General features: G+C 39.5%; 20 protein-coding genes. 18 read left to right on the top strand and 2 right to left on the bottom strand.

The genetic code is table 11. From position 1 onward, the window contains the following. Nucleotides 1-151: 151 nt before the first annotated feature. Nucleotides 152-2026 carry a type VI secretion system baseplate subunit TssF gene (locus BMX11_RS18990; RefSeq protein WP_090887329.1) on the bottom strand — a complete coding sequence of 625 codons (1875 nt, stop codon included), beginning with the start codon at nt 2024-2026 and terminating at the stop codon, nt 152-154. Between the two features lie 27 nt (nt 2027-2053). Beyond that, nucleotides 2054-2488 carry a GPW/gp25 family protein gene (locus BMX11_RS18985; protein ID WP_090887326.1) on the bottom strand — a complete coding sequence of 145 codons (435 nt, stop codon included), beginning with the start codon at nt 2486-2488 and terminating at the stop codon, nt 2054-2056. A gap of 189 nt (nt 2489-2677) precedes the next feature. Here BMX11_RS18985 and BMX11_RS18980 point away from each other — a divergent pair, with 189 nt between their 5' ends. The 18 genes from BMX11_RS18980 to tssD (BMX11_RS18895) all read left to right on the top strand — a co-directional run bounded on the left by BMX11_RS18980 (nt 2678) and on the right by tssD (BMX11_RS18895) (nt 21611). Then, nucleotides 2678-3199, top strand: coding sequence for a type VI secretion system TssO (locus tag BMX11_RS18980; protein ID WP_090887323.1), 522 nt, complete (start codon nt 2678-2680; stop codon nt 3197-3199). A 9-nt stretch (nt 3200-3208) separates the two neighbouring features. Then, nucleotides 3209-3697, top strand: coding sequence for a type VI secretion system transmembrane protein TssO (locus BMX11_RS18975; RefSeq protein WP_175474617.1), 489 nt, complete (start codon nt 3209-3211; stop codon nt 3695-3697). Between the two features lie 31 nt (nt 3698-3728). Further along, nucleotides 3729-4706 (top strand): PKD domain-containing protein, encoded by a 978-nt coding sequence (locus BMX11_RS18970; RefSeq protein WP_090887319.1) that lies wholly within the window; start codon nt 3729-3731, stop codon nt 4704-4706. Between the two features lie 46 nt (nt 4707-4752). Next, a complete protein-coding gene (tssR, locus tag BMX11_RS18965) occupies nt 4753-7128 on the top strand; it encodes a type VI secretion system protein TssR domain-containing protein (protein WP_090887316.1) in 2376 nt (791 codons plus the stop codon). A gap of 5 nt (nt 7129-7133) precedes the next feature. Continuing rightward, nucleotides 7134-9650 carry an ATP-dependent Clp protease ATP-binding subunit gene (locus BMX11_RS18960; protein ID WP_090887313.1) on the top strand — a complete coding sequence of 839 codons (2517 nt, stop codon included), beginning with the start codon at nt 7134-7136 and terminating at the stop codon, nt 9648-9650. Nucleotides 9651-9708: 58 nt separating this feature from the next. Next, complete coding sequence (locus BMX11_RS18955) at nt 9709-10155, top strand: hypothetical protein (RefSeq protein WP_090887310.1); 447 nt, start codon at nt 9709-9711, stop codon at nt 10153-10155. Nucleotides 10156-10176: 21 nt separating this feature from the next. Beyond that, nucleotides 10177-11568, top strand: coding sequence for a DUF5458 family protein (locus BMX11_RS18950; protein ID WP_245738719.1), 1392 nt, complete (start codon nt 10177-10179; stop codon nt 11566-11568). A gap of 128 nt (nt 11569-11696) precedes the next feature. Continuing rightward, on the top strand, nt 11697-12269 hold the full coding sequence (locus tag BMX11_RS18945; protein WP_090887305.1) for an NAD(P)H-dependent oxidoreductase: 573 nt from the start codon (nt 11697-11699) through the stop codon (nt 12267-12269). A gap of 321 nt (nt 12270-12590) precedes the next feature. Next, nucleotides 12591-12986, top strand: a complete 396-nt coding sequence (gene tssD / locus BMX11_RS18940; RefSeq protein ID WP_029288480.1) for a type VI secretion system tube protein TssD — start codon at nt 12591-12593, stop codon at nt 12984-12986. Between the two features lie 181 nt (nt 12987-13167). Beyond that, nucleotides 13168-13563 (top strand): type VI secretion system tube protein TssD, encoded by a 396-nt coding sequence (gene tssD / locus BMX11_RS18935; protein ID WP_090887302.1) that lies wholly within the window; start codon nt 13168-13170, stop codon nt 13561-13563. Nucleotides 13564-13967: 404 nt separating this feature from the next. Next, a complete protein-coding gene (locus BMX11_RS18930) occupies nt 13968-15806 on the top strand; it encodes a type VI secretion system Vgr family protein (RefSeq protein ID WP_090887299.1) in 1839 nt (612 codons plus the stop codon). A gap of 5 nt (nt 15807-15811) precedes the next feature. Next, nucleotides 15812-17785 (top strand): polymorphic toxin-type HINT domain-containing protein, encoded by a 1974-nt coding sequence (locus BMX11_RS18925; RefSeq protein ID WP_090887295.1) that lies wholly within the window; start codon nt 15812-15814, stop codon nt 17783-17785. Beyond that, nucleotides 17785-18459, top strand: coding sequence for an Imm26 family immunity protein (locus tag BMX11_RS18920; RefSeq protein WP_090887292.1), 675 nt, complete (start codon nt 17785-17787; stop codon nt 18457-18459). Before BMX11_RS18925 ends, BMX11_RS18920 begins: the two co-directional genes overlap by 1 nt. Before the next feature lie 15 nt (nt 18460-18474). After that, nucleotides 18475-18957 (top strand): DUF4259 domain-containing protein, encoded by a 483-nt coding sequence (locus tag BMX11_RS18915; protein ID WP_090887289.1) that lies wholly within the window; start codon nt 18475-18477, stop codon nt 18955-18957. A 337-nt stretch (nt 18958-19294) separates the two neighbouring features. Continuing rightward, nucleotides 19295-19972, top strand: coding sequence for an Imm26 family immunity protein (locus tag BMX11_RS18910; protein ID WP_090887286.1), 678 nt, complete (start codon nt 19295-19297; stop codon nt 19970-19972). 58 nt (nt 19973-20030) lie between these two features. Then, nucleotides 20031-20414: a hypothetical protein gene (locus BMX11_RS18905; RefSeq protein WP_090887283.1), complete on the top strand. Its 384-nt coding sequence runs from the start codon at nt 20031-20033 to the stop codon at nt 20412-20414. After that, nucleotides 20404-20691 carry a hypothetical protein gene (locus tag BMX11_RS18900; protein WP_090887280.1) on the top strand — a complete coding sequence of 96 codons (288 nt, stop codon included), beginning with the start codon at nt 20404-20406 and terminating at the stop codon, nt 20689-20691. The genes BMX11_RS18905 and BMX11_RS18900 overlap by 11 nt, the downstream gene beginning before the upstream one ends. 524 nt (nt 20692-21215) lie before the next feature. Next, complete coding sequence (tssD, locus tag BMX11_RS18895; RefSeq protein WP_090887277.1) at nt 21216-21611, top strand: type VI secretion system tube protein TssD; 396 nt, start codon at nt 21216-21218, stop codon at nt 21609-21611. Nucleotides 21612-22119: the final 508 nt, after the last annotated feature.

Below are 22119 nucleotides of genomic sequence, written 5' to 3'. Positions count from 1 at the left end.
ACTTTCAACCACCTTAGGCTTCTAAGGAGGCATCATGCCTCATAACTCATAACACACAACCCATAATACTTTCAACCACCTTAGGCACCCAAGAAGGCATCATGCCCCATAACTCACAACACGTAACCCACAACACAATTATCCCATTACCTCAACTCAGGGGACTGTTAATTGAAGATTTGAGCATCATCCGGTAGTGAATATTCATTGTGCTTCTCAACCTAAGTTTGGAAACGGTTAAGGCTAATAATTCTTCCCATTCCTGTTGGCTTAACTTTGTATTGGGCGCAGGTTCAATAATAATATCAGTAGTTCTAACAAAGCCTGCATTGGGTTTACCATCCATCACCAAACCTTTGGCCAGTGTAATGTGAAGCACCTTATCTCCCAGTTCATACTTACAGAAGTTAATCACATCTGCCTTCGTAATCACCCGATCGGCTGTTGTTAGTCCATATTTATAGGCCTGCACGCTATTGGTTGCATTGAGTTTAGTGCGTCCACCTAGCGTAGGACTAAGTAAGAAAATACTATCAGCACTTAGTTTTTGATAATCATAAACAGCGAGCCTGTTACCTGCATTAATCTTATTAGCATCTTCTGCCTGGGTTACCCAGATATCTAAGAAAACAATATCTGCATCATCCAAAGGCTTGAGAATGATATAGCTTGGAAGGTCTTTAACCGACTTGAGTGCCGACCTGCTTTTCTGTTCAATCAAAGCAATGTTTTGCTCGAGGCTCCTTAAAACCGTACTTAAGAAATCAGGCCCATAAGCTGAAAATGAAGCCTTTTCATCTCTTAGCAACTCAAAGAGATAATCCATTAATTCTTTTGCATTCCTGGTATCGAAACGCTCAGTTCCCCCATAGCGAACCGAAAATGAACCATCGCCCTTTTCATTTTCATTGGTATAAGGAATTTCATTGTAGCGTTTGCCCCTGTTATCGCGTAAGCTTTCAACAGCAAGCATCTGCTCCATATCTTCAGTTTTAACAGGGATCACATTATTCATCGTTTTTAAACGGTGTTTGATCTGACTCAGCTTTTTATTCACCACCGGAAATGCATTAACTGCGATATGAAGTTCGTTCAGCATATCGGGAGTAATGGCTGCCGGAAAAACAACTTTAAGCCAGGTAACCTCTCCGAGCTGATGGAGACTGGCCTGTTGAAAGGCACTGTTAAATTCCTCCGGCCAACGCTCCGGTTTGTCCACATTGAAATCGTTGAGGTCGCCTAGGGTTAAAAATCTGTTATTGTAAAACTGAAGCACATCAGCTTTGATTAAATGGAGTAATTGTTTGTGCTGAAATACGGCTTGAGGAATACCAGACTGAGGCTCATCCATAAATCTGTCTGTATAAACCGGAACAGGGTTGCCCTGAAACTCCCATTTACTAAGTGAGAGCAGATCGTAAGCATTTTCTGGAACAGCATAATTTTTCCAATCGAAAAAGAAGTTCAGCCGGTTTAAGTCCATCCAATTGCCCAGCCCAGTTAAACCTATGTAAAGTGTATTTTTTGGCAAGCCAGCTCCCGGGTTAGCCGCAAAGTGCTGAACTTTACTTAACTGTTCTATTTTTTGGATAGTATTGCCTGTAGCGATATAACTGATGGCCATTTTTTTCAGCTTAACATGATGTAATGGGCTAAAGAATACATCAACTTTCTTATTTCTACCTTTATCTTCATCCTGAAGCTGAATATTTTTCTTGAAATAAAACTGGGTAAATGGGCTGAGTACTTCTTCCTTTTCTATCGGCCTAGCCTGCACAATGGCATGTGCGGGAAGTGCAGAAGTTAAATGTCCTGGAGCCAAAATCCTGCTGATTTTATCAAAAATCCGGTTCTCCAGATTTTTCACATCATTAGATACGTTGAAAAGCTCATTACTTAAAGCTTCAATAATCAGTTTCACCAGCGGATCAAAATCATTGCTGTCTTTTATGTTCCAGAAATCTTCTGCATTTTTTAAAATTCTATTTCGAATTTCATCTTTAGACGAATAAAATACGGGCTTCATGTGTAGAATATTTGGGGCGTTATTTTTTTATGTAGATAGTGGGCTGAGGAATAAAGCGATATTAAAAAAATATTTTTCTGCGGTAGCTTTAATTAGACCACGAACACTAATATCAACCTTTTTTTTTATCTCCGTAATCTTACGCAAAGGGTACACATTTTCAACTTCAGTAATGCGCACTTCAACCTCTGTTTGATAAATTCTGTTTTCGTATTCGGTGATAGATTTTAGCAATGATTTACGAAATTTCTCCTCCCAGAGGCTCTCACTAACGATCAGTTCGAAGTCGAGATCCCAAATTTCGCAGCCAAAATTGTGGTTGTGCCTATTTTCGCCATACCGCGTAAAAATAATTAATTCCAGGTGATTGGAAATCGACTTTCCCAGGTCAGTTGCCTGAAGATCAGCCCCTGCAAATAGCGAGTTAAATCGAAATGGCTTATGGTAAAAATTATCAGACATGTAATTTTTGGCTTAAAGTTTGTTAAAAGTAGAATTAAAATCAATAAAAAAAATCGTTTTAATAATCAAACAACAGAAATTAAAAATTGTTATAGAACATGGTTAATCAAAAATGGTTTGTAAACAATTACTTATTCAGCTTGTCGGATTAATCATTAAACCTATGTAAAATAAACTGCAACCATCCCTATGAAACCCATTAATGCCCTCGAAATCAAAAAATCTTACACCAGATTTATCCTCCATTTCATCTTTCTTAGCCTATTTTCGATTTTCTGCATTTATCTTTTCTTTGCAGCATCTGATCGTGAATACACTTTACTGGACCAAAAGGTTAAAGAAAGCGAAAAATTATCTTCACTCAGGAAAGAAATCAATACCAATTTCGATCTGATTTTACTCCGCTTTAAAGAACTTTCCAGGTATCGGAGCTACAATGCCAACGAGCTTAGCAAACAGGCTATCCTCTTAGAAGATATTCAAAATGCCAACTACAAAATCAAAGACCTCATCGCCAAGAAACCCGCTCCCAGCCTCAGCTTCGATCTTTATGAGAAATTGAACAACAATGTGGGCGCTATGGCTAATCTACAGGATTCTTTATTTACCAGTAGGTACAGCATTGAAAGTTACAGAGATCAGTTAGAAAACTGTCTTAAAGCCAACCGAACAGCAGCATCAAGAATTAGAAGTGGCCGATTTGGCCGTTAATATACCGCTATGATAAAACTTAGTTTAAAGGAAAGAAGAGAACAGTTTTTATTCTTTATGGCCTTATTTGTATTTACGGTAGGCTTACTCAGTTTCGGTATCTTCTATAGCTCAAAATCACGCTATGAAATATCAAAAGCCGACCTTGAAGTAAAAATTAGTGAAAACCAGGCTTTTGAAGACATGGTAAAGGAAACCATGCCGACTATTGATACCACTTATAAACAGATTGTGCGTTTTGACCCGAATGTACAGGCTGTTTTTTTAAGAAGTGATATCCAGAATTCGCTAAACTCCATCAAATCAGCCTATGAGCGAAAAGCTTCTGATGTGAGATACAAAACATTTATTCAAACTTCCCAACTCTACGACATTCTGTTTTTTGATAAGCAGGAGATGAAAGGAAACCTCAGAGATATTGAAGGCCTGAAAAGAAATCTCGACGATTGTGTCATCTCCCGCCGACAACTTCAACAAACAATGTCTGCACGGCAATAAAAAAATAAATCAACCTATAAAAACGCTACCCATGGCAGATACAAACACCAAACAAGTAAACTCAAACTCGCAGGGCTATGTTATTTTGTACATTCTCTTAGCCGTACTGCTCCTTACCGGACTAATCTTTTTATTTAAAAGTTCCTTATTCGAAAAAAGAGCCATCGATGCCCGAATCCTTAAAGATGAAATCTATCTAAATGAAGATTTGGTTTTTACCGACAACACCAGCAAAGCGTCTAAATGGCTTTGGGAATTTGGAAATGGAGAAAAAGCAACCACACAAAATGGTTCTTACCATTACAATAAACCCGGGTCTTACATTGTACGTTTAACCGTTGATGGAGAATTAAAAGAACAATTCCCTGTTAATGTGAGAGATACGATCAGAGCGGTGATCGATAGTATATTAACCATTAGCGGACCAACTGCGGGTGTAGTAAACGAAGAAGTACGCCTGGAGGGAGACGGCGAAGGCAAAAACTTCGAATGGTCGTTCGGTGAAACTGGCCGTGTAGATGTAAAAGGTAAAACAGCCCTTTACACCTATCGCGCTCCGGGAAAATATATAGTTCGTTTAAGAACGGATAAGAGCCCCCGCCCGGTTTACCATACCATTTTCATTACCGACCCCAATGCAGAAATTGTACAAGACCTTGTTGCGCCAGGAGACGGTGAACGCAAAACCATAGACGATATCCGGGCCCGACTACAGGCAATTGCCAACGGAGCAGATTTCAACTCCAACTATTACTACCTCATTAACAAATACATGTGTAACAACGAAAAGGTTACGGTGAATGTAGAAATGAATGGTAAGAAAAAGCAAACCGATATCTATTCGTATTGTATGGGTTTAACCTTTGGTGGTGAAATTGCAATAGATGAGGCTCAGTTGACCATCAAGCCAAATTCATCATGTGCCAGTTTAGTAAATATTAAACAGCACTCGGCAACGGCTCAGCCTGCGCAGGCTGCCACACCCGAAGCTGCAAGCAAAACCAATTAAGACCTACACTATCATTCCTATAAGTTAAAAGCTTAGTACCAGACCTATGAAAAAATATTATGCCCTCTCGATTTTATTATTAACCCTATTCTATGCACAGGCACAATCTCCAGCATCTTTTGGAAAAAAGGTTAAATATATGCCCAAGGCTTATGAAAAGCCTTCTGAAGCGATCAATGTTAACGATAATACCAGCAGCAGCAGCTTGCCCTGGATTGTGTTCTCTGATCGCGATGACAACTATACGACCACTGCTCCAGGCGGAAGCCTCATCATGAAAAAGCTCAATTTCATGGAGCCATTTTATGTATCTAAAGAAGAAAATGGCTACTTAAAGTTGATCAAATACAAAGCAGGTATGATCAGGGGTAGAAAAATAAATGATAAAAAAAGCGCCATCAGCTATGGCTGGATTCCGAAATCGAAGCTCCTTTTATGGCAAAGATCTTTCTCCAACCAGAAAACAGGTTATGCCGAAAAAGCAATTGGCATTATCAATGGGAAAAATCCCTTAACAGAATCTAAATTCTATTATGACACCACCGATTCCATCCTGGTATACAACACCCCAGAGTTGAAAGATCGCAGAACTAAAATCCGTTTACATGAAATTGCCTACATTTTTAAGAAATCTGAAGATGGGAAAAAATACCTGATTGGTTCTGACGACCAGCTGGTTGCAGATACGGCTTTAAAAAGTATTTATGGCTGGGTTTCTGCCGATGCGATACACAACTGGGGCGACAGACTTTACATTACTGCTACCAAGCCCGGAAATTTCGATAGTGATGATTCTACCGCTTTGGCTATTAAAAATGGTTTGAGTGGAGGGGGAAATTTTGTGGTAGACCCGCTTTTACCAAGAGAAAACATCATTCTGCGCAGTACCCCTGTAATTGCCGATAACGATGGCACTTATGCCATTGGTATTGCTGAAGATGTTTACAATAAAAAAGACAATAAATTACTTACGATTAATGGTTCGGCACTTTCCTATCAGGAATATTTAAATCTGCGCAAAAACAGGAATAAAGTGAATGTAGTTTTTGTAGTGGACGGGGGTAGCGCCATGACGAAGTACTTTGCCGGGATGACCAATACCATTTCATCTTTTGAAGGTATTTTAAATGATTTTGGAAAGGGAACAAAGGTAAGTTACGGTGGTGTAGTTTACCGCGCCAATGGTGGCTGTTCTGTTCCGGGCATTTTTGTAAAACCTATTCAAAGTGATTATCGCGAGTTGATGACTTTCCTAAGCAATCAGGCTAAGAATACCGATAGGTGTAATGGCGAAATCACCGATCAGCCTATTTTTGCTTCTATAACTGCCGGTTTAAACTTATTTAAAACCAAAAAAAATGAAACTAATTTAATCGTTCTGGTTGGAAGTACAGGCAATAGCGGCGGTACTAATAACTACCTGATTAATGAATTAAGTGAGCAGGTTGCTTTGGCAGATGCACGTATTCTTGCTTTACAGGTCTATAGCGATTTCGATCAATCTTTCAATAATTTCGTTATTCAATCGCGTAAACTGGTATCAGAATCAGCTATCCGTGCGGCAGAATACCGTAAAAATACCATGGTAAAGGGCGAAGGTTTAAAAAACTTTCAACCCTATAACACCAGTCTGCAAGATTCGATTTCCTACTACCTGGATTATCCAACCAATAGCTTAATTCAAGGCGGGGTAGTTTTCCCAACCAAAGGAACGGTGAATTCAAACCAGAGCATGACCATTGCCTTACGTCGTTTTGTAAAGCAAACAGGTATAGATATTTACACCCAAATAAGCTCTTTAGACAGTGCCTTCAGGCTAACGGGCATATCACGTAAAAACCTTGCTTCCGCAGTAGAAAGCCGTCTACCACAGCCTGTTGGTGATGATGTTGCCGACCACATGCCTCACAATGCTTTTAAGTATTACACCACTACAAATTTATCTGGCGATGTAGTAAAAAATAATCGTAATGCCCTGCAATACGCTATTGTACTGAACAATATGGAATACAAACAAATTGTTGATGTATTTTCCATTATGCTGGGGCAAAACCTGCAACAAGACCAATCGTCTTTTAGGAGCAAGCTGGTTAAAAATTATACTAAAATGCCGAAGCAGCTTCTGGGTTTAAACGTTTCTTCGGGACAAGTAAAATCGATGACACTGGCCAATTACATTAAACTGGTAACCGGCCTTCCGATTAATAATGATATGCTGAACCAATATACGGTTAGCGACTTAAAAAACACCTCGAAAATGCCTTTGGAGCAATTCGAAGCCTATATCAAATTGCTTAACCAATCGGTACAACAAATTAAACGTGCAACTCAAATTGAGCAGCAATTCGTATCGAACGGCAAGACTTATTATTACATCACCGAAAATAATTTTAACCAGGCGGCAACGTCTAAAACGAATTAAGGATTATGGCGATTACAAATTTAAGCGAATCGGTAAAAACCGCAATCCACATTGCCCAATCGCTGGCTAAGGAGTACAGGAACCCAAGCTTTACCGCTGCACATCTTTTAAAGGGCTTAATGCATAAAGATGTTGGCCTCCGTGCTTTTCTAACTTCTATTGGAAAAGATGAGGAATATATTAGCGAGTGGGCAGAAGTTAGAATAGATGAACTGGATAAATCTTCCAGCTTTAGCGATACCGTAAATGGCGCTCCAGAAATTGCCCTCCTACTTGAGGAAGCGGATAATGTACGGATAAAATTAGGTCTTGATCTGGTTACTCCGGTTTGCGTACTCACTGCTTTGGCTAAACCTGGCGTTGGTTTTCAGGCCGATCAGCTTAAATCTTTCCCAATTAAGGAGCGGGAGATCTTAGATCTCTATGTTAAAGATGAAGAAATTAACAGGGCGGTTTCCCCAACAGCAACAACTGCTAATCCGGATTCGAAAAGCACGCAAAATGCATTATATAAGTATTGTATAGACCGTTTGCAATTGGTTAGAGAGGGTAAAACAGATCCAATTATTGGCCGGGATAAGGAAACCCGGATGATGATGGAAATTTTATGCCGCAGAACCAAACCGAATGTAATTTTAACCGGCGATGCCGGAGTGGGTAAAACTGCGCTGATAGATGGCTTTGCACTGGATCTGGTAGATCAGAATGTGCCCGAAAGCTTAAAAGCGATCCAGCTTTTTGAGCTGGATTTAGGTTCTTTAATTGCGGGTGCATCCTATAAAGGAGAGGTAGAAGACCGCTTAAAAAACATCATCAAAGAAATAAAACAGTTTGAAAAGGCCGTTCTTTTTATCGATGAAATTCACACACTTTTAGATAGTAAAGGTCCTGTTGGTGCTGGAATTGGAAATCTTCTGAAACCTGAACTGGCCAGGGGCGAGATCACCGTAATAGGCGCAACCACTATTGACGAATACCGTAAAATTATTGAGCCTGAGCAAGCCTTTAGCCGCCGCTTTGAGGTACTTCAGATCAGTGAGCCGAACGAAGAAAGCACCATCAAAATGCTGCAAAAACTGGCTGTTAAATACGAAGAACATCACGTACTGCAAATTGATAAAGACGCCCTTACCGATTGTGTGCGTTTAGCCAAGCGGTATATGAAAGATAGACGATTGCCCGATTCGGCCTTTGATCTTTTGGACAGGACCATGGCCGCCATGAAAATGATGAACGACACCTCTGACAAGGTAATTGAGGGGCTGGAGACAGAATTGGCTCAATTAAATGCGAACCCAGACTTATCAGAACCGGAAAAGTATGCAGATTATAAGTGGCTGTATTCCCTATTACAAAATAAGCTTAGTCCGGTTTTATTAGGCAGGTTAACGGATGAAACGCAGGTAGATACCTTTGAAACTGCTGAGGAATATGAAACCTATCTCGAAAGGAGCTTAACAGATTTGAAAAAATTTGCCGGGGAAAAGAGCGATAGAATTACGAGGCAGGATATCGCTTCCGTAGTTTCTTATAAAACAGGTATCCCAATGGGGAAACTTCAGGCGGGAGAAAAAGAAAAACTTCTGAATATGGAGCAGTATTTAAAGAAAAGAGTTGTAGGCCAAGATCAGGCTTTAAAAGCTGTCTCGGATGCAATTCTGGAATCGCGGAGTGGCCTGAATAAAAAAGGTCAACCTATTGGCTCCTTTTTCTTGCTTGGGCCTACCGGTACAGGAAAAACAGAGTTGGCTAAGTCCATTGCCGAATTCCTGTTCAATGATGAGAAGGCAATGATCCGCTTTGACATGTCGGAATTTAAAGAAGAACACAGTGCAGCTTTACTTTATGGGGCACCTCCGGGATACGTGGGTTACGAAGAAGGCGGACTTCTGGTGAATAAGATCAGGCAACAACCCTATTCCGTTTTATTGTTTGATGAGATTGAGAAAGCACATCCTTCGGTGTTTGATACCTTTCTGCAAATTTTAGACGAAGGGCACATGCACGATCGCTTAGGAAAAGAAGGAGATTTTAGCAACTCGCTCATTTTATTTACATCTAACATTGGTAGTGAATGGATTGCTGCACAGATAGATAAAGGCATTGTACCTGCCTCAAACCAATTGATGGAGGTAATGGCCGGGCATTTCAGACCAGAATTCCTGGCCCGGATCTCTGAAATTGTTCCTTTCGCCCCAATTAGCGAAGAGAATGTGGTGCGCATTTTCGAAATTCAACTGAAAAGCTTAATTGAGTCGCTGCATAAACAGGGCATAGCTTTTGAAATTGAAGAAGAAGCCAAAAAGATGATCGCCCTGGATGGTTTTACCCCGAAATATGGTGCAAGACAGCTATCAGCAGTCATACGTAATTTACTGCGCAGGCCAATTTCCAAATACATCATCTCAGGTGAGCTTAAAAAAGGATCGACCATTAAAGTGAGTAAAGATCCGGAAGCAGATACGCTGGCATGGGAAATCAAACACCCGGAGCAGGTAGCCTTGGAACAAAATTTGAATTAAAACGTTAAGTACTATATCATTATAAAAAACTTATTAGTAAACCTTAAATCTACATACTATGTTTAATTATGAAATTGGTGGTAATGAGCGGAAGATTGATACTTCAGAAGCTTTTGCTGAGATTGCCCACAACAAAACCCTTTTTGTACAGAAATTAACCGATAACGAACCTATAAAGCCAGAAAAAGTTGAAGGCTTAAAAACGGTTAAAGAGGTGTTTGAGCACTATAAACCAAATGTTAGAGTAGCCTTCGAAAAACAAGATGGCTCTCCGGTGAGCGAAACTTTAAACTTTCAGGACCTTGGTGATTTTGGCGTGAAAAGCATCATCAACCAAAGCAATTACCTTAGTGATGTAAACATTGAAAGGGAAATGTCTTTAAATGTGATTAAGCAGTTAAAATCTAACAAAACGCTCAAAGCCACACTAGATGATGAAGAAACAAAGAGTGCATTCATCAGTGCATTAAAGAACTTTGTTGATGAACTAGAGCAAAACAAATAATTAACGACCCTAATCTCCCTCATGATGTCAAATCCTCAAGAATTACAAACAGATCAAAATAATACTCAGGCCGGTTTTAAAACCGCTGAGGTAAAAACCATAGAGAAAACCGCATTAAAAGATAACCTGGAAAAGTTAGCCCGTGTAGGCGGTTTCGATCTATTAGAAGCTACAGTAGACGGACTCCAAAACCTTAATCCGGAAAGAAAAGCTAGAAAACAGATTTTCTTAACTGGCGATGAAAAGAAAAAGGAGCGTGAAGAACTGAAAAAGAAAATCCAATTGTGGATAGATGTGCTGGAATCTTCTCATTCTGTAGCTGATATGGTTGAAAAAAGCACTGAAAAATTAGCCGCAGCGGAAGAAAACCTGAATAAAAACATCGCTACGGCACTTGAAAGTACCCGTGAATTAGAGCAAGCTTACCGTTCGGTACATTTGTTTTATAAAAACACCGAGTCAGATAAACTGAAGAATGTGGTGCTTTTAAATGCATCGATGGATCAGATCAAAGACTTGGACAACCCTCGTTTTATTGAATATGTGGACGATGAGATGAAGCAAAACTATGACCGTTTAGATCTGCGTAAAAACTACTCACTTATGGTTGTTCCGGGCTACATGGGTTCTAACAAGGTTTTAGAGCGTTGGGCGAAAATTGCACACAACAATAAGGCTATGCTGGTAACAGACTTTGCCGATTTAGATCAACCTGATGATGTTTTAGACCTCTTTACCGCAGCCAACTTTACCGGAGGCGACGCTTTCCGTTCTAATGTAATCATGACTTGTAACTGGCTTGTTGGCCGTGGCAAGGTTGCAGAAGTAGGTGAAGAAGACGATTTAACAGTTCCCGGATCTGCAGCTTTGGCTGGTAAAATGTACTACACACTCATGTCGCAGGTAACTGCCGGTAAAAAACATGGTGCAATTAATGAAGTAGATGGCGTTAAGTTCGATTTAAAGAAAAGCGAAATTTCACATCTTGAACGCGTAGGTTTAGTTCCTATGGTTAATGAATATGGAAAAGTAATGGCTTTCTCGGCTAAAACGCTTTTCAATGGAGACAATATCGGTTTACAAACCTATTCGGTTGTTCGTGTTTTCGACTATATTACCAAAGTGCTTTTTGATTTCCTCAACAGAAGAGCTTTCGAGAACTGGACTTCTAAAACAGAGCAGGATTTACGTGGACAAATTGTTAAATTCTTAGATGGGATTCAAGGTCCGGAACGCTTAATAGAAAGGTTCAAGATCATGCGTTTTGAGCGTGATGAGCAACAAAAAGACAGAATCCATTTAGATATTCACATTACACCTTACTTCCCTGCTAAAAGTTTCGTAGTGAAATTAGATGGGCACAAAGGTGAAGACGAACACACTACCTGGAATACAGAATACAATCAGCAATAAAAGCTTTTTAAATCTGAAAATAAGAACCTGGCCTAAAGTGCCGGGTTTTTTTATGGCATATTGATTGGACTTAACAAATTCTTTATAATTTTGTAACGCATCGGCCAGGATCAGATTAATTATAACAAATGAAGCAAGTACTTATCCTGAATGGGGATATTGAAAAAACCGCGTCTACAGATTTCCTGATTAATGCTTACAGAAAAGGTGCAGAAAGCGCAGGTGCTGCTGTGCGAGAACTGTCTATCCCCGACCTTATCTTTAACCCCAATAAACTATTCAATAACAGACAGATAGCAGAGCTGGAGCCCGATTTACAAAAGGCTTTAACTGCAATCAGGCAATGTAACCACATGGTCCTTTTCTGTCCGGTTTACGTAGATCATATCCCTGCCAAAATCAAGGGTTTTTTCGATCGCCTTTTTCTACCCGATCAAATTTTCAGTACCAAACTACCCAACATAGACAATAACTTTAGTGGCCGATCGGCCAGGATTGTTTCTATTTTAGATGAAGCTACCTTCAAAGAATGGAAAGCGAATAAAAAAACAACCTACTTATCCATCAAAAAACCAGTGTTCGAAAAATGCCGGGTTAATCCAGTGCTAACCAATACCATAGGAGAATTACATTCGCTGGAAAATCATTACAGCCAAAAATGGCTTGCTAAGATGGAGAAGTTTGGATCACAGTTAATTTAGTACAAACCATCTATATTTCCATACACCAATTGTAGCATTTCGCTACAGTTTGCCCTATTATTCCCCAATGTTTTAAGATTGCAATTGTAAAATAAATAATACACGAAAAAATTTAAGAAAATTTAAATTTCATTCTGCTTCAAAAATTAACTCCCCGTTCATTCTGAGCCCATTTAGATGCCGGCAGACTAATGCTTAGCAAGTCATTACCAGCACATTACCATCAACACGTCATAATAAATGGCCTGATAATTGGTTATATCATTACAGCAGCGGAGACTGCACAATCAATTTTATTTATAACCTTTAAATTTTAAAACTATGGCTTTCAAAGCTAGATTAAATTTTTCAGGCAAGGAGTACGATGTGCTTCATTGTGCCTATGCGTTAAACCGTGATGTAGACGCGAAAGGAAGACCCTCTTCCGGAGTTTACGGCGGAACCATCGACATTGAGATCGAATCTACCGAAGACACCTCAATTATCGAGGCGATGGTAAACAACCAGTACAAACCTATTACGGGAACCCTTCTGATTAAAAAATCTGAAGAAGATGCCAAAATGAAAGAAGTCGATTTCGAAGATGGCTACATTGTTAAATATTCTGAAGGAATTAACATTGTTGGCGATCATCCGATGACGCTTAAATTCCAAATCTCGGCGAGAAAACTAAAACTAGGAAACGCGGAACACCTGAACGACTGGCCAAAAGCCTAGAGGAGTTTAGCGTAGAAAGTACAAAGTTTAAGTTTAAAGGCTTAAAGCCGAAAGACCGAAGCCAAAAGCATAAAGCATAAAGCAAATTGGCAGCCGGCAGGTCTTGCTACGGTATACTTTGTATTTGATACCCGACACTCCCTTCAAAAAATCATTTCTTTCACATTTAAAAAACATTATCATGGCATTTAAAACCCGTTTAAACTTAGGATCAAAAGAATTTGATGTATTACAGTGCAACTTTTCTTTAAGCAGAGATGTTGACGCCAAAGGCCGTCCGTCATCTGGTGTATATGGTGGAACTATCCATATCGAAATCGAATCAACAGAAGATACTTCAGTAATTGAATCGATGGTAAATAACCAGTACAAACCTCTTTCAGGAACCATCGTATTTAAAAAAGGCGAAGAAGACGCTAAAATGAAGGAACTTTCATTTGAAGATGGGTACATCATCCAATATAGCGAAGGCATCGCGGTGAACGACAATACGCCGATGACATTAACCTTTGTTGTATCGGCACGTAAACTTAAACTCGGCAACGCCGACCACGAAAACGATTGGCCAAAAGCATAATAATTCATAATTAATCAGTAAAGCGGCTGACTCAGGTCAGTCGCTTTTTGGTTTAAACCCAGATTAAACGTTTATCACCAAAACCATCGACTGCCTGAAGTAAAATTCATGGTTAATAGTTAGCTTGGTGATTTTACTTAACTGTTTAAATCTAATTCTTTAACTGCTTAGCCCAGCATCTCTATTATAACTCCCATAAAATCATTTGGTGGTCTACCTGATTGGTATATCAAGCAAGCAGCCATGTAGCGTTTGCCGGCCAAACTGCAATGAAAATAAGTGGCACCCGATTAATAGTTTAATTTATCCTATCGCAAAACTTTAGAAAATAAACTCTTGCAACATTAAGCAAGCCAATTTCGAAAGCAGTTTTCGGGAATTATTGTGATAAAGATTGATATCATATGGAAAAAAAGTTAATCACCGAGATAAATATAGAAGACAAAGCCATCACGCATTTTGCGTCCTTTAGCCTTCAACAAGAATTTAACAACCATCACTATTTCGAGCTTCGTTTCAATCACGATCAAATGGGCTTACCGGGCTTAATCAGCTTAAACGACAGTCGCGATTTTGTAGGTAAAACCCTAACCGCTTCTTTTGGGCATACTGGCGATAAGCTCCAGGAATTTGCCGGTTTGGTTACCAAAGTAGAGTTGGCTCAGAGCCATGGGTATCATGGTATTTTGATTGTTAGTGGATATAGTCCTACAATTTTAATCGATCGTGGCCCTGATTTAGGCTCTTATCTGGCCAAAGACCTGAATACCATTGTTAAACTAGCCACAAAAGATACGCCTGCCAACGACCTTACTATTGTAGCCAACGCAGCGAGAAAATCGCCTATTGATTACCTGATTCAATACCGGGAAAGCGATTTTGATTTCCTTAACCGGCTTTCCGGAGAGTACCATGAATGGTTTTTCTACGATGGTAAACAACTGAATTTCGGCAAACCCGACGAGCAGAAAGAGGTGGCTCTTTTTTATGGCAGAGATGTGCATAACCTGCAGTACGCCATGGAAGTTTCTCCCATAAAATACAAGCGCTTTTCTTACAATCCGAAGCAGGATGAAATGCTGCACAGCGAAAGCACAGGCAAGGCGGATGGAAATCCAGATTTAGCTCATGCCATTCAGGCCTCCAATACCATTTTCAGCAAAACGTTTAATCAGCCATCCTTAATCCGCGTAGATAACAATGGTGATATTAAAAGTCATGTAGAAAATGAGGAGAAAGCCAACATCAGCGAATTGCTTAAAGTAAATGGTAGCGGTGATAATGCCGAACTCAGCATTGGCGGAATTGCAGAAATTACGATGAGCCTCAGACAGGAACTCGCCTTCAACACCGAAAGCCTGGGTAAATTTCTCATCACAACCATTAATCACCATGTAGATGGTACCGGAAAATACCACAATACTTTTGAAGGTTTAGTTTCCAGCACGGAGCGCTTAAAGGTGAAGAACTTTGAAAAGCCTTATCCCGATATGCAGTTGGCAGATGTGATAGACAATGCCGATCCGCAGGGACAGGGACGCATCAAAGTTAAATTCAAATGGGAATGCCAAACCAATGATGTAACCGAATGGCTGAGGGTAATTACACCAGATGCCGGTAGCTCAGATAAAGTGAGTAAAAACAGGGGATTTGCTTTTGTTCCTGAAAAAGGAGACCAGGTAGTTATTGCTTTTGAAGAGGGTAATATTGCCCGCCCCATTGTGCTGGGGAGTGTTTATCACGGCAAAATTGGCTCTGGTGGGGGCGACACCAATAAAACCAAATCGCTCACCACCCGAAGCGGCAATACCATCATCATGGATGATAGCAATGGTAGCATCAATGTGAAAGATCCGAGTGGTAATGTGCTAACCATGCATGGTAATGGCGAGGTTACGCTCGATGCACCGAACAAATTCACCATCAACACGACCGATTTTATTGTAAACGCCAGCAATAGCATTGCCATTAATGCGCAACCCGGCGAGCAAGGTGGAGGAGAGGGAACAATTGCCATTAGCGCTAAGAAAACCATCGCGGCAACTGCCGATACAGAAGGAATTACCCTGGATGCAACCACAATGGGCGTAGCCATAACCGGTAAAACGGATGTGAATATTGAAAGTACCACTGCAGCAGCCTCATTTAAAGGTAGTACCGAAACTAATATTGACGGGGCCAATGTAAAAATGAGCGGAACGGCTACAATAAGAATTAATTCTAATGATACTGATATAACCTAAAAATTATGCCTGACGAATTAGAATATATTGTGGACAAGGCCGTTTGTCATTGTGATAAAGGCGCTGCCCCTAATTTTTTTAAGGGTTTGGCCAATCAGAATGTCAAAATTAATGGCTGTATGGCCTGCACTAAGGCCGATAAAATTCCCATTGCCAATATCCCCTCTTTTGGGGTTTGCAGTGTAACCGGATCTGCCTGTGCCCCGGCCCCTGTAGATTGGACCGATACCTACAAAGTAAAAATTAAAGGTCAGGAAACCTTACTCTTTAAATCTACATTACCTTGTACTATTGGCGGCAAAATTGAGTTTATGACCAGCGGACAAATCCCTGTTAGTGAGGAAGATTTGGCCAACATGACCGATGAGCACAGTGAGGAGCAGGAAGAAGATGAAGGTTGGGGTTGGTGGGATACTGCCGAACTGATTCCCGTTGTGGGTAGTGTTATTGGTATTGTGCGTTCTGCTGCCAAAGGCGATTGGTGGATGGCCGCTGCAAATGTTGGCTTTCTTGCTATGGATATTGCCGGTGTAGTCAGTTTCGGTGCAACTACCGCCGCTTCTACAGCAGCAAAGGGAGGCTTAAAAGCAGGTTTGAAGGTAGCAGGAAAAGCAGCGCTGAAAAGTGCGGGTAAAGTACTCACCAAACAAGGTGCAAAAGCCCTGGCCAAAGGTCTGGCTAAGCATGTAGATGATATTGCCAAAGCAACCATGAAGGTTTGCGTTTTTGCCTGTTTTCCGGCGGGGACAAAAATTGCTGTGGAAAATGACTACAAAAATATTGAAGACATTCGGGAAGGCGATCTTGTTTGGGCTTATAATGAAGAGTCTGGCGAAAGCGAACTCAAGCCCGTAATCAATTTTATGGTCAATGAAGTTGATGCCACAATTCTTTTAAATTTCAAAAATGAAACGATTGAGACAACTGCCGAGCATCCATTCTTCACTAAAGATGGTTGGAAGGAAGCTGCTGATCTTGTTGTTGGCGATGAAGTAAGAGCCAGGGACGGAAGTTGGGAAGCTTTTATCTCCGCTAACTTTTTATATGAAAAGAAAACAGTATATAACTTCGAGGTAGATCATTTTCACACTTATTTTGTAGCCGAAAACAACTTGCTGGTGCATAACACCGGAAAATGCGTGAGCAAGATGGCGGCAGAAGCTGCAGAAAACATTGCCAAGACATGGGATGACCTGGCTAAATTCGTTCACTGCTTCCCTGGTGAGACCCTGGTGAAAACAGAAAATGGCTATGCAGCTATAGAACAGTTGCAAGCAGGAGATCTTGTAATCGCCTATGATGCTGAAACAGGTCAAAATCTTTCTAAGAAAATATTAGAGGTATATCAAAGCAAGTCGGATAAAATATGCCGCCTTTATATCGAAGATGAAATTATTGACTGTACTCCTGCCCACCAGTTTTGGGCTCCAAGCACCAACGAGTGGATTCCGGCCAGAGACATTACAGTTGGATTTGTTTTGCAAAATTCGGCGGCTGAGCGTAAAATAGTAACTGCAATTGAGTATGTAGATCAAACCTTAGCCACTTTTAATCTTGAGGTAGAGGATGCGCATACGTATTATGTCTCATCATTAGATATTCTAGTCCACAATGGTAACCCATTCCCTAATTCAGTATTTAATGATCAAACCCTTAGAAATACAGAAATTTACCGCTATTATGATCCTGCAACAGGTAAAACACAATATGTTGGGAAAACAGTGCAAGGAGTAGAAAAACGAGCAGCGCAACATGCTAGAGAAAAAGCCCTACAGAAATTGCTAGCTGAAGACAAACTAGCATATGAAGTGATTGATCGTGGTAGATGGAATGCCTTTCAGACCGCAGCCAGAGAACAGCATTTTATTTCTAAATTCGGCACGAAAGGCCAAAAAGCTGGAGCCTATATTTGGAACAAGATTAATGCATTATCGAGAAAGAAATTTGATTATTTTAGTAAAATTATAAAATGTCCTTAATGAAAAAAAACAAAGCCAAAGTAGGCGATATCTTCTATTTAAAGTTAAAAGATCTTAATAAATATGTTTTTGGAAGAATCCTATTTGATGTAGATAACCAATATCACAAAGTAGTGGATACGAATACTTTTCCTGATGATTATTTTCCATACCTACTCATGTCTCATGATGGGTGCCAATTAGTTGAAATGTATAATGGAGTTTATGATAAAGTTGAGCACTTTAAGCATGCTGAAATACTCATACCAAGAATTTTTACCAGATCCATCAATTCAAAGAGCAATAGCTTAGAATGGGGCATTGTTGACAATAAACCTGTTGACTACACCCAAGTTGAATTTCCGGAGCAACTTAACTTATCAAATAATTACATACACCTGGATAGAGGTGAACTATCCGTTAAAACATCGATAAAAAAAGAAGAAGCAGAAAAATTAGGTTTTAAAACAGGATTATATACTCCATTTACAATACTTAATGCAACACTGGATTTTCAGGGAAAAAGAGATTTGATACCCGAAGATTCAAGGTGGCCTGTATATGTAAAGAATATTGATTTACTATATGATCAACAACTAAGAAACAAAATATATTCCGATCTCAACATCGATCCTAAAAAAAGCTATTACGAACTTGCTAAAGAAATGGGCTTTGACCTGGCCCGGTTTTATTAAAAATAAATTACCTATATGGGAGCCTGGGGTATAAAAAACTTTGAAAACGACACCGCTGTTGATTGGCTTAACGACTTTCAACCTGAAGGGAATACTGCTGAAATAGAAGAAATCTTAGATCAAGTCCTTGCTGAAAAGGATTTTATAGATGATGAGGAAAGCTTTATCACCTTGGCTTTTCTGGAGTTGTTGGCTGTTAAATTAAACCTGACGCAAACAACCATGGAAACCAATATTGCTTTCCCCATTACCAGGGCGCTAATTGAAAAGACAATTAAGGCTACGCATAAGATATTATTCTTTGAAAATCACTCCGAACTAAGGGAATTGTGGGAAGAATCGGAAGAATATACCCCATGGCAAGATTATCAATCGTTCTTAATAAAAATCCTGACTGACTATCTTATAACAGCTGGGCCAGGTAAAAATATGGATGAGCCTTTATCTCCAGTAGATAAGAATAGTGCATGGCTTCCTCCCGATTGGAATAAAAATTAAATAGGATGTGTGTTATTAAAGTCGTAGCGAGACGCTCCAACGATAAAAAGAGGCTAAAATTATTCCGGTTGGTAGGGATACCAACCGGTAGATAACATTCCTCAAGATTGTTATCGCAATCGTCTTGCTGATTTTAGATCAGCATCTTTTCTATTAACCACCCCCCGCCACCACACAGACTTCCGCACCCCCTCCTTGAAAAAAGGCGGGGAGTTACAGGGAGCAGAGCCAGGGATGAGGAAGAAAGAATAATTAGGGCGCAGCGAGTCGCTATATTATTCCAGTGGGACACCAACCGATAGATCAAGGTAGCCAAATATAAAACCAACAACATCCTATGAAAAATAAAGCCAAAGTAGGCGATATCTTCTACTTAAAATTAAACAATGTTGATAAATATGTTTTCGGAAGAATCCTATTTGATGTAGACAAACAGTATCATAAAGTGGTAGATGTGAACAAATTGCCTAATGACTATTTTCCTTATTTAAGAATGTTCTACGACAAGTGTCAACTGGTTGAAATGTACGATGGTGTTTATGACAACTTTGAGGACCTTAATACTAAAAGCACACTAATACCGCATGCTTTCACCAGAAGTATTGATTCAAAAAACAATATTTTAGAATGGGGCATCATCCAAAATGAACCCGTGGATTACACTAAGATAAATTTTCCTGAGCAATTGAATTACGGTAGTAACCAAGTGAGATTATGTAGAGGTGAACTTGCTATTCCTACCAGCATCTCTAAAGAATCAGCAGAAGAAATAGGCTTTAAAAGTAATATGAATGTTCCGCTAACAATAGCCAACGCTAGTCTTCATTTTCAAAATAAGCGCGATTTGATTCCCGCTGATATTAGATACCCTGTATATCTTACTGACAGGGACCTGCTATATAACCAAGATTTGAGAAATAAAGTCTACGCAGACCTCAATCTCGATCCTAAAAAAAGCTATTACGAACTTGCTAAAGAAATGGGCTTTGACCTGGCTCGATTCTATGAAAAATGAGTTGAGAATATTGGGACGGGCATTAGATTTTTTCTTACCATAAAACCTATGATTAGTAATGAAAGTGATTAAATACCTAAACTATTGGGATGTAAACAAAAAGATAAATACAGAAAAAGCCACCGTTGGGAAATGGGACCTATGGAATGGGACTAAACTTAAAAAAAAGATTGAAAATGGAGAGCTGAGTTCTCTGGATGTTGCAAAAAATAACCACAATAAACATCTTGGGTATGAGTTCTGTGCATTAGAAAACGATAATGATGCATATCCTTTTTGTTATGTAACTGTTGTCCCTAAAAACAAACATATTGGTATAAATTTTCTCGATTATGCTGGGCGTAAATATCTCAGCTATCTCTTTCATGAAGTAAAAGAAGATCGAATACTCTTTCTCCAGGAAATCTGGTACTATCATTTTACCACTGAAAGTGGGGGATAAGGAAGATTACAGAATCCATTTTGTATTTGATGAAGAGGGAAAAATCAATTACAGAAAATATGACGATAAGAATGAAAAGTTAGAAGATTACGAAAGCAACCGGAAATTTGATGTGACGGGTCTATATGAGTCTTACCCGAATTTTGGCGAATACGAATCATTAATACGAATTGATCGTGATTTGCCTTTAGATATTTTCCCAGACACAGGCCGTAACGATACCGATCCTGATCGTCCAAAAAATCCATGGCTATCCCCCGATTGGAATAAAAACTAAATTGGTTATGTATTATTAAGTCGTAGCGAGACGCTACCAATGCTATTAACTTAAGGAGAAAACTAAAATGGATTGTCATCCTGAGCCTGTCGAAGGGCAATCTATTTTAGTTTTCTCCTTATTAGGAAGGTCTTCGACAGGCTCAGACAGGATAGGGTTTAGCTTAACTTAATAGCATTGGAGACGCTACAACTAGAAAGGGAATAAAAACGATGATTCTTTTATGAAACAAACTGTTGCAAAAAGCTACAATTTGCTTCATTACTACCCAATCCTTTACAAACCTATACCTGTAAAGTAAATAATACACTGCTTTTTTTCAACATTAAGTACACTTTAGCTAAGCGTAATAAAAGTGCTTTCAAAACTCATTTAAACAAATTTTCTCTAAAAAGTCACCCAACATTTACAGCCATTACTTATTAACCACTAATTATGCTAATACTAGTTGGCTTGATATTTGGGGGTTAAACATCGCAGCGGACGCTGCAATATCCAATTTTTTACCTTTAAATTTTAAAACTATGGCTTTCAAAGCTAGATTAAATTTTTCAGGCAAGGAGTACGATGTGCTCCATTGCGCCTATGCATTAAACCGTGATGTAGATGCTAAAGGAAGACCTTCTTCCGGAGTTTACGGCGGCACCATCGACATTGAGATCGAATCCACAGATGATACATCCATAATCGAAGCGATGGTGAACAACCAGTACAAGCCTCTTGCCGGAACCCTCCTGATTAAGAAAACAGAAGAAGATGCCAAAATGAAAGAAGTAAACTTCGAAGATGGCTATATTGTTAAATATTCGGAAGGAATTAACATTGTAGGCGACTACCCGATGACACTTAAATTCCAGATTTCGGCAAGAAAGCTTAAATTAGGGAATGCGGAGCATCTTAACGACTGGCCGAAAGCTTAGGGGAGTAGAGCGTTGAGAGTTGAAAGTACAAAGTTGAAATGTAGAGTTGAAAGTATAAAGTGTAGAGCGATTTTCGATCTGAAGTGGCTCTTTCTCGCTACTTAACACTTACTACTTGATACCAGATACTTACTACTTGCTACTTAATACTTGATACTTATTAATGCGAATTAAGGGTTAAAAATTGGTTTTAGGAAACAGGCTGTCAACTTTCCGAATATATGTACGAGTAGTCCCCTTGTTGATCTTACCTTGCTTGCATTTTGTATCTGAGTTTTTTCATTTATCCAATTGAAGAAGGATTCTATTGGCTGTCTTATGGTAGACACTGCTTTGGAAAAGAGGTCTTTGTGAGCACGATCCATATTCTTCAGACAATCGGCTTTCCCCTGTGTCTCTCTTATTGGAGTGAACATTACTGATGCTTTTTCTTTGTATAGCCAACTAAAAAAAGGTTCGTCTCGATAGATCTTATCCCCAAAAAAGGACTTTGACTCAATTGATGACC

This window comes from Pedobacter rhizosphaerae (assembly GCF_900111155.1).
In the GTDB taxonomy this organism is placed as follows: Bacteria; Bacteroidota; Bacteroidia; order Sphingobacteriales; family Sphingobacteriaceae; genus Pedobacter; species Pedobacter rhizosphaerae.
This window is presented reverse-complemented; position numbering and strand designations above follow the sequence as displayed.

Bases quoted from the DNA above. Each gene is read 5' to 3' on its own strand.
- BMX11_RS18945 (WP_090887305.1), top strand. From the start codon at position 11,697: ATGAAGCAAGTACTTATCCTGAATGGGGATATTGAAAAAACCGCGTCT.
- tssD (WP_029288480.1), top strand. From the start codon at position 12,591: ATGGCTTTCAAAGCTAGATTAAATTTTTCAGGCAAGGAGTACGATGTG.
- tssD (WP_090887277.1), top strand. From the start codon at position 21,216: ATGGCTTTCAAAGCTAGATTAAATTTTTCAGGCAAGGAGTACGATGTG.
- BMX11_RS18980 (WP_090887323.1), top strand. From the start codon at position 2,678: ATGAAACCCATTAATGCCCTCGAAATCAAAAAATCTTACACCAGATTT.
- BMX11_RS18910 (WP_090887286.1), top strand. From the start codon at position 19,295: ATGAAAAATAAAGCCAAAGTAGGCGATATCTTCTACTTAAAATTAAAC.
- BMX11_RS18930 (WP_090887299.1), top strand. From the start codon at position 13,968: ATGGAAAAAAAGTTAATCACCGAGATAAATATAGAAGACAAAGCCATC.
- BMX11_RS18970 (WP_090887319.1), top strand. From the start codon at position 3,729: ATGGCAGATACAAACACCAAACAAGTAAACTCAAACTCGCAGGGCTAT.
- BMX11_RS18975 (WP_175474617.1), top strand. From the start codon at position 3,209: ATGATAAAACTTAGTTTAAAGGAAAGAAGAGAACAGTTTTTATTCTTT.
- tssD (WP_090887302.1), top strand. From the start codon at position 13,168: ATGGCATTTAAAACCCGTTTAAACTTAGGATCAAAAGAATTTGATGTA.
- BMX11_RS18920 (WP_090887292.1), top strand. From the start codon at position 17,785: ATGAAAAAAAACAAAGCCAAAGTAGGCGATATCTTCTATTTAAAGTTA.
- BMX11_RS18915 (WP_090887289.1), top strand. From the start codon at position 18,475: ATGGGAGCCTGGGGTATAAAAAACTTTGAAAACGACACCGCTGTTGAT.
- BMX11_RS18925 (WP_090887295.1), top strand. From the start codon at position 15,812: ATGCCTGACGAATTAGAATATATTGTGGACAAGGCCGTTTGTCATTGT.
- BMX11_RS18950 (WP_245738719.1), top strand. From the start codon at position 10,177: ATGATGTCAAATCCTCAAGAATTACAAACAGATCAAAATAATACTCAG.
- BMX11_RS18990 (WP_090887329.1), bottom strand. From the start codon at position 2,026: ATGAAGCCCGTATTTTATTCGTCTAAAGATGAAATTCGAAATAGAATT.
- BMX11_RS18905 (WP_090887283.1), top strand. From the start codon at position 20,031: ATGAAAGTGATTAAATACCTAAACTATTGGGATGTAAACAAAAAGATA.
- BMX11_RS18985 (WP_090887326.1), bottom strand. From the start codon at position 2,488: ATGTCTGATAATTTTTACCATAAGCCATTTCGATTTAACTCGCTATTT.
- BMX11_RS18955 (WP_090887310.1), top strand. From the start codon at position 9,709: ATGTTTAATTATGAAATTGGTGGTAATGAGCGGAAGATTGATACTTCA.
- BMX11_RS18960 (WP_090887313.1), top strand. From the start codon at position 7,134: ATGGCGATTACAAATTTAAGCGAATCGGTAAAAACCGCAATCCACATT.
- tssR (WP_090887316.1), top strand. From the start codon at position 4,753: ATGAAAAAATATTATGCCCTCTCGATTTTATTATTAACCCTATTCTAT.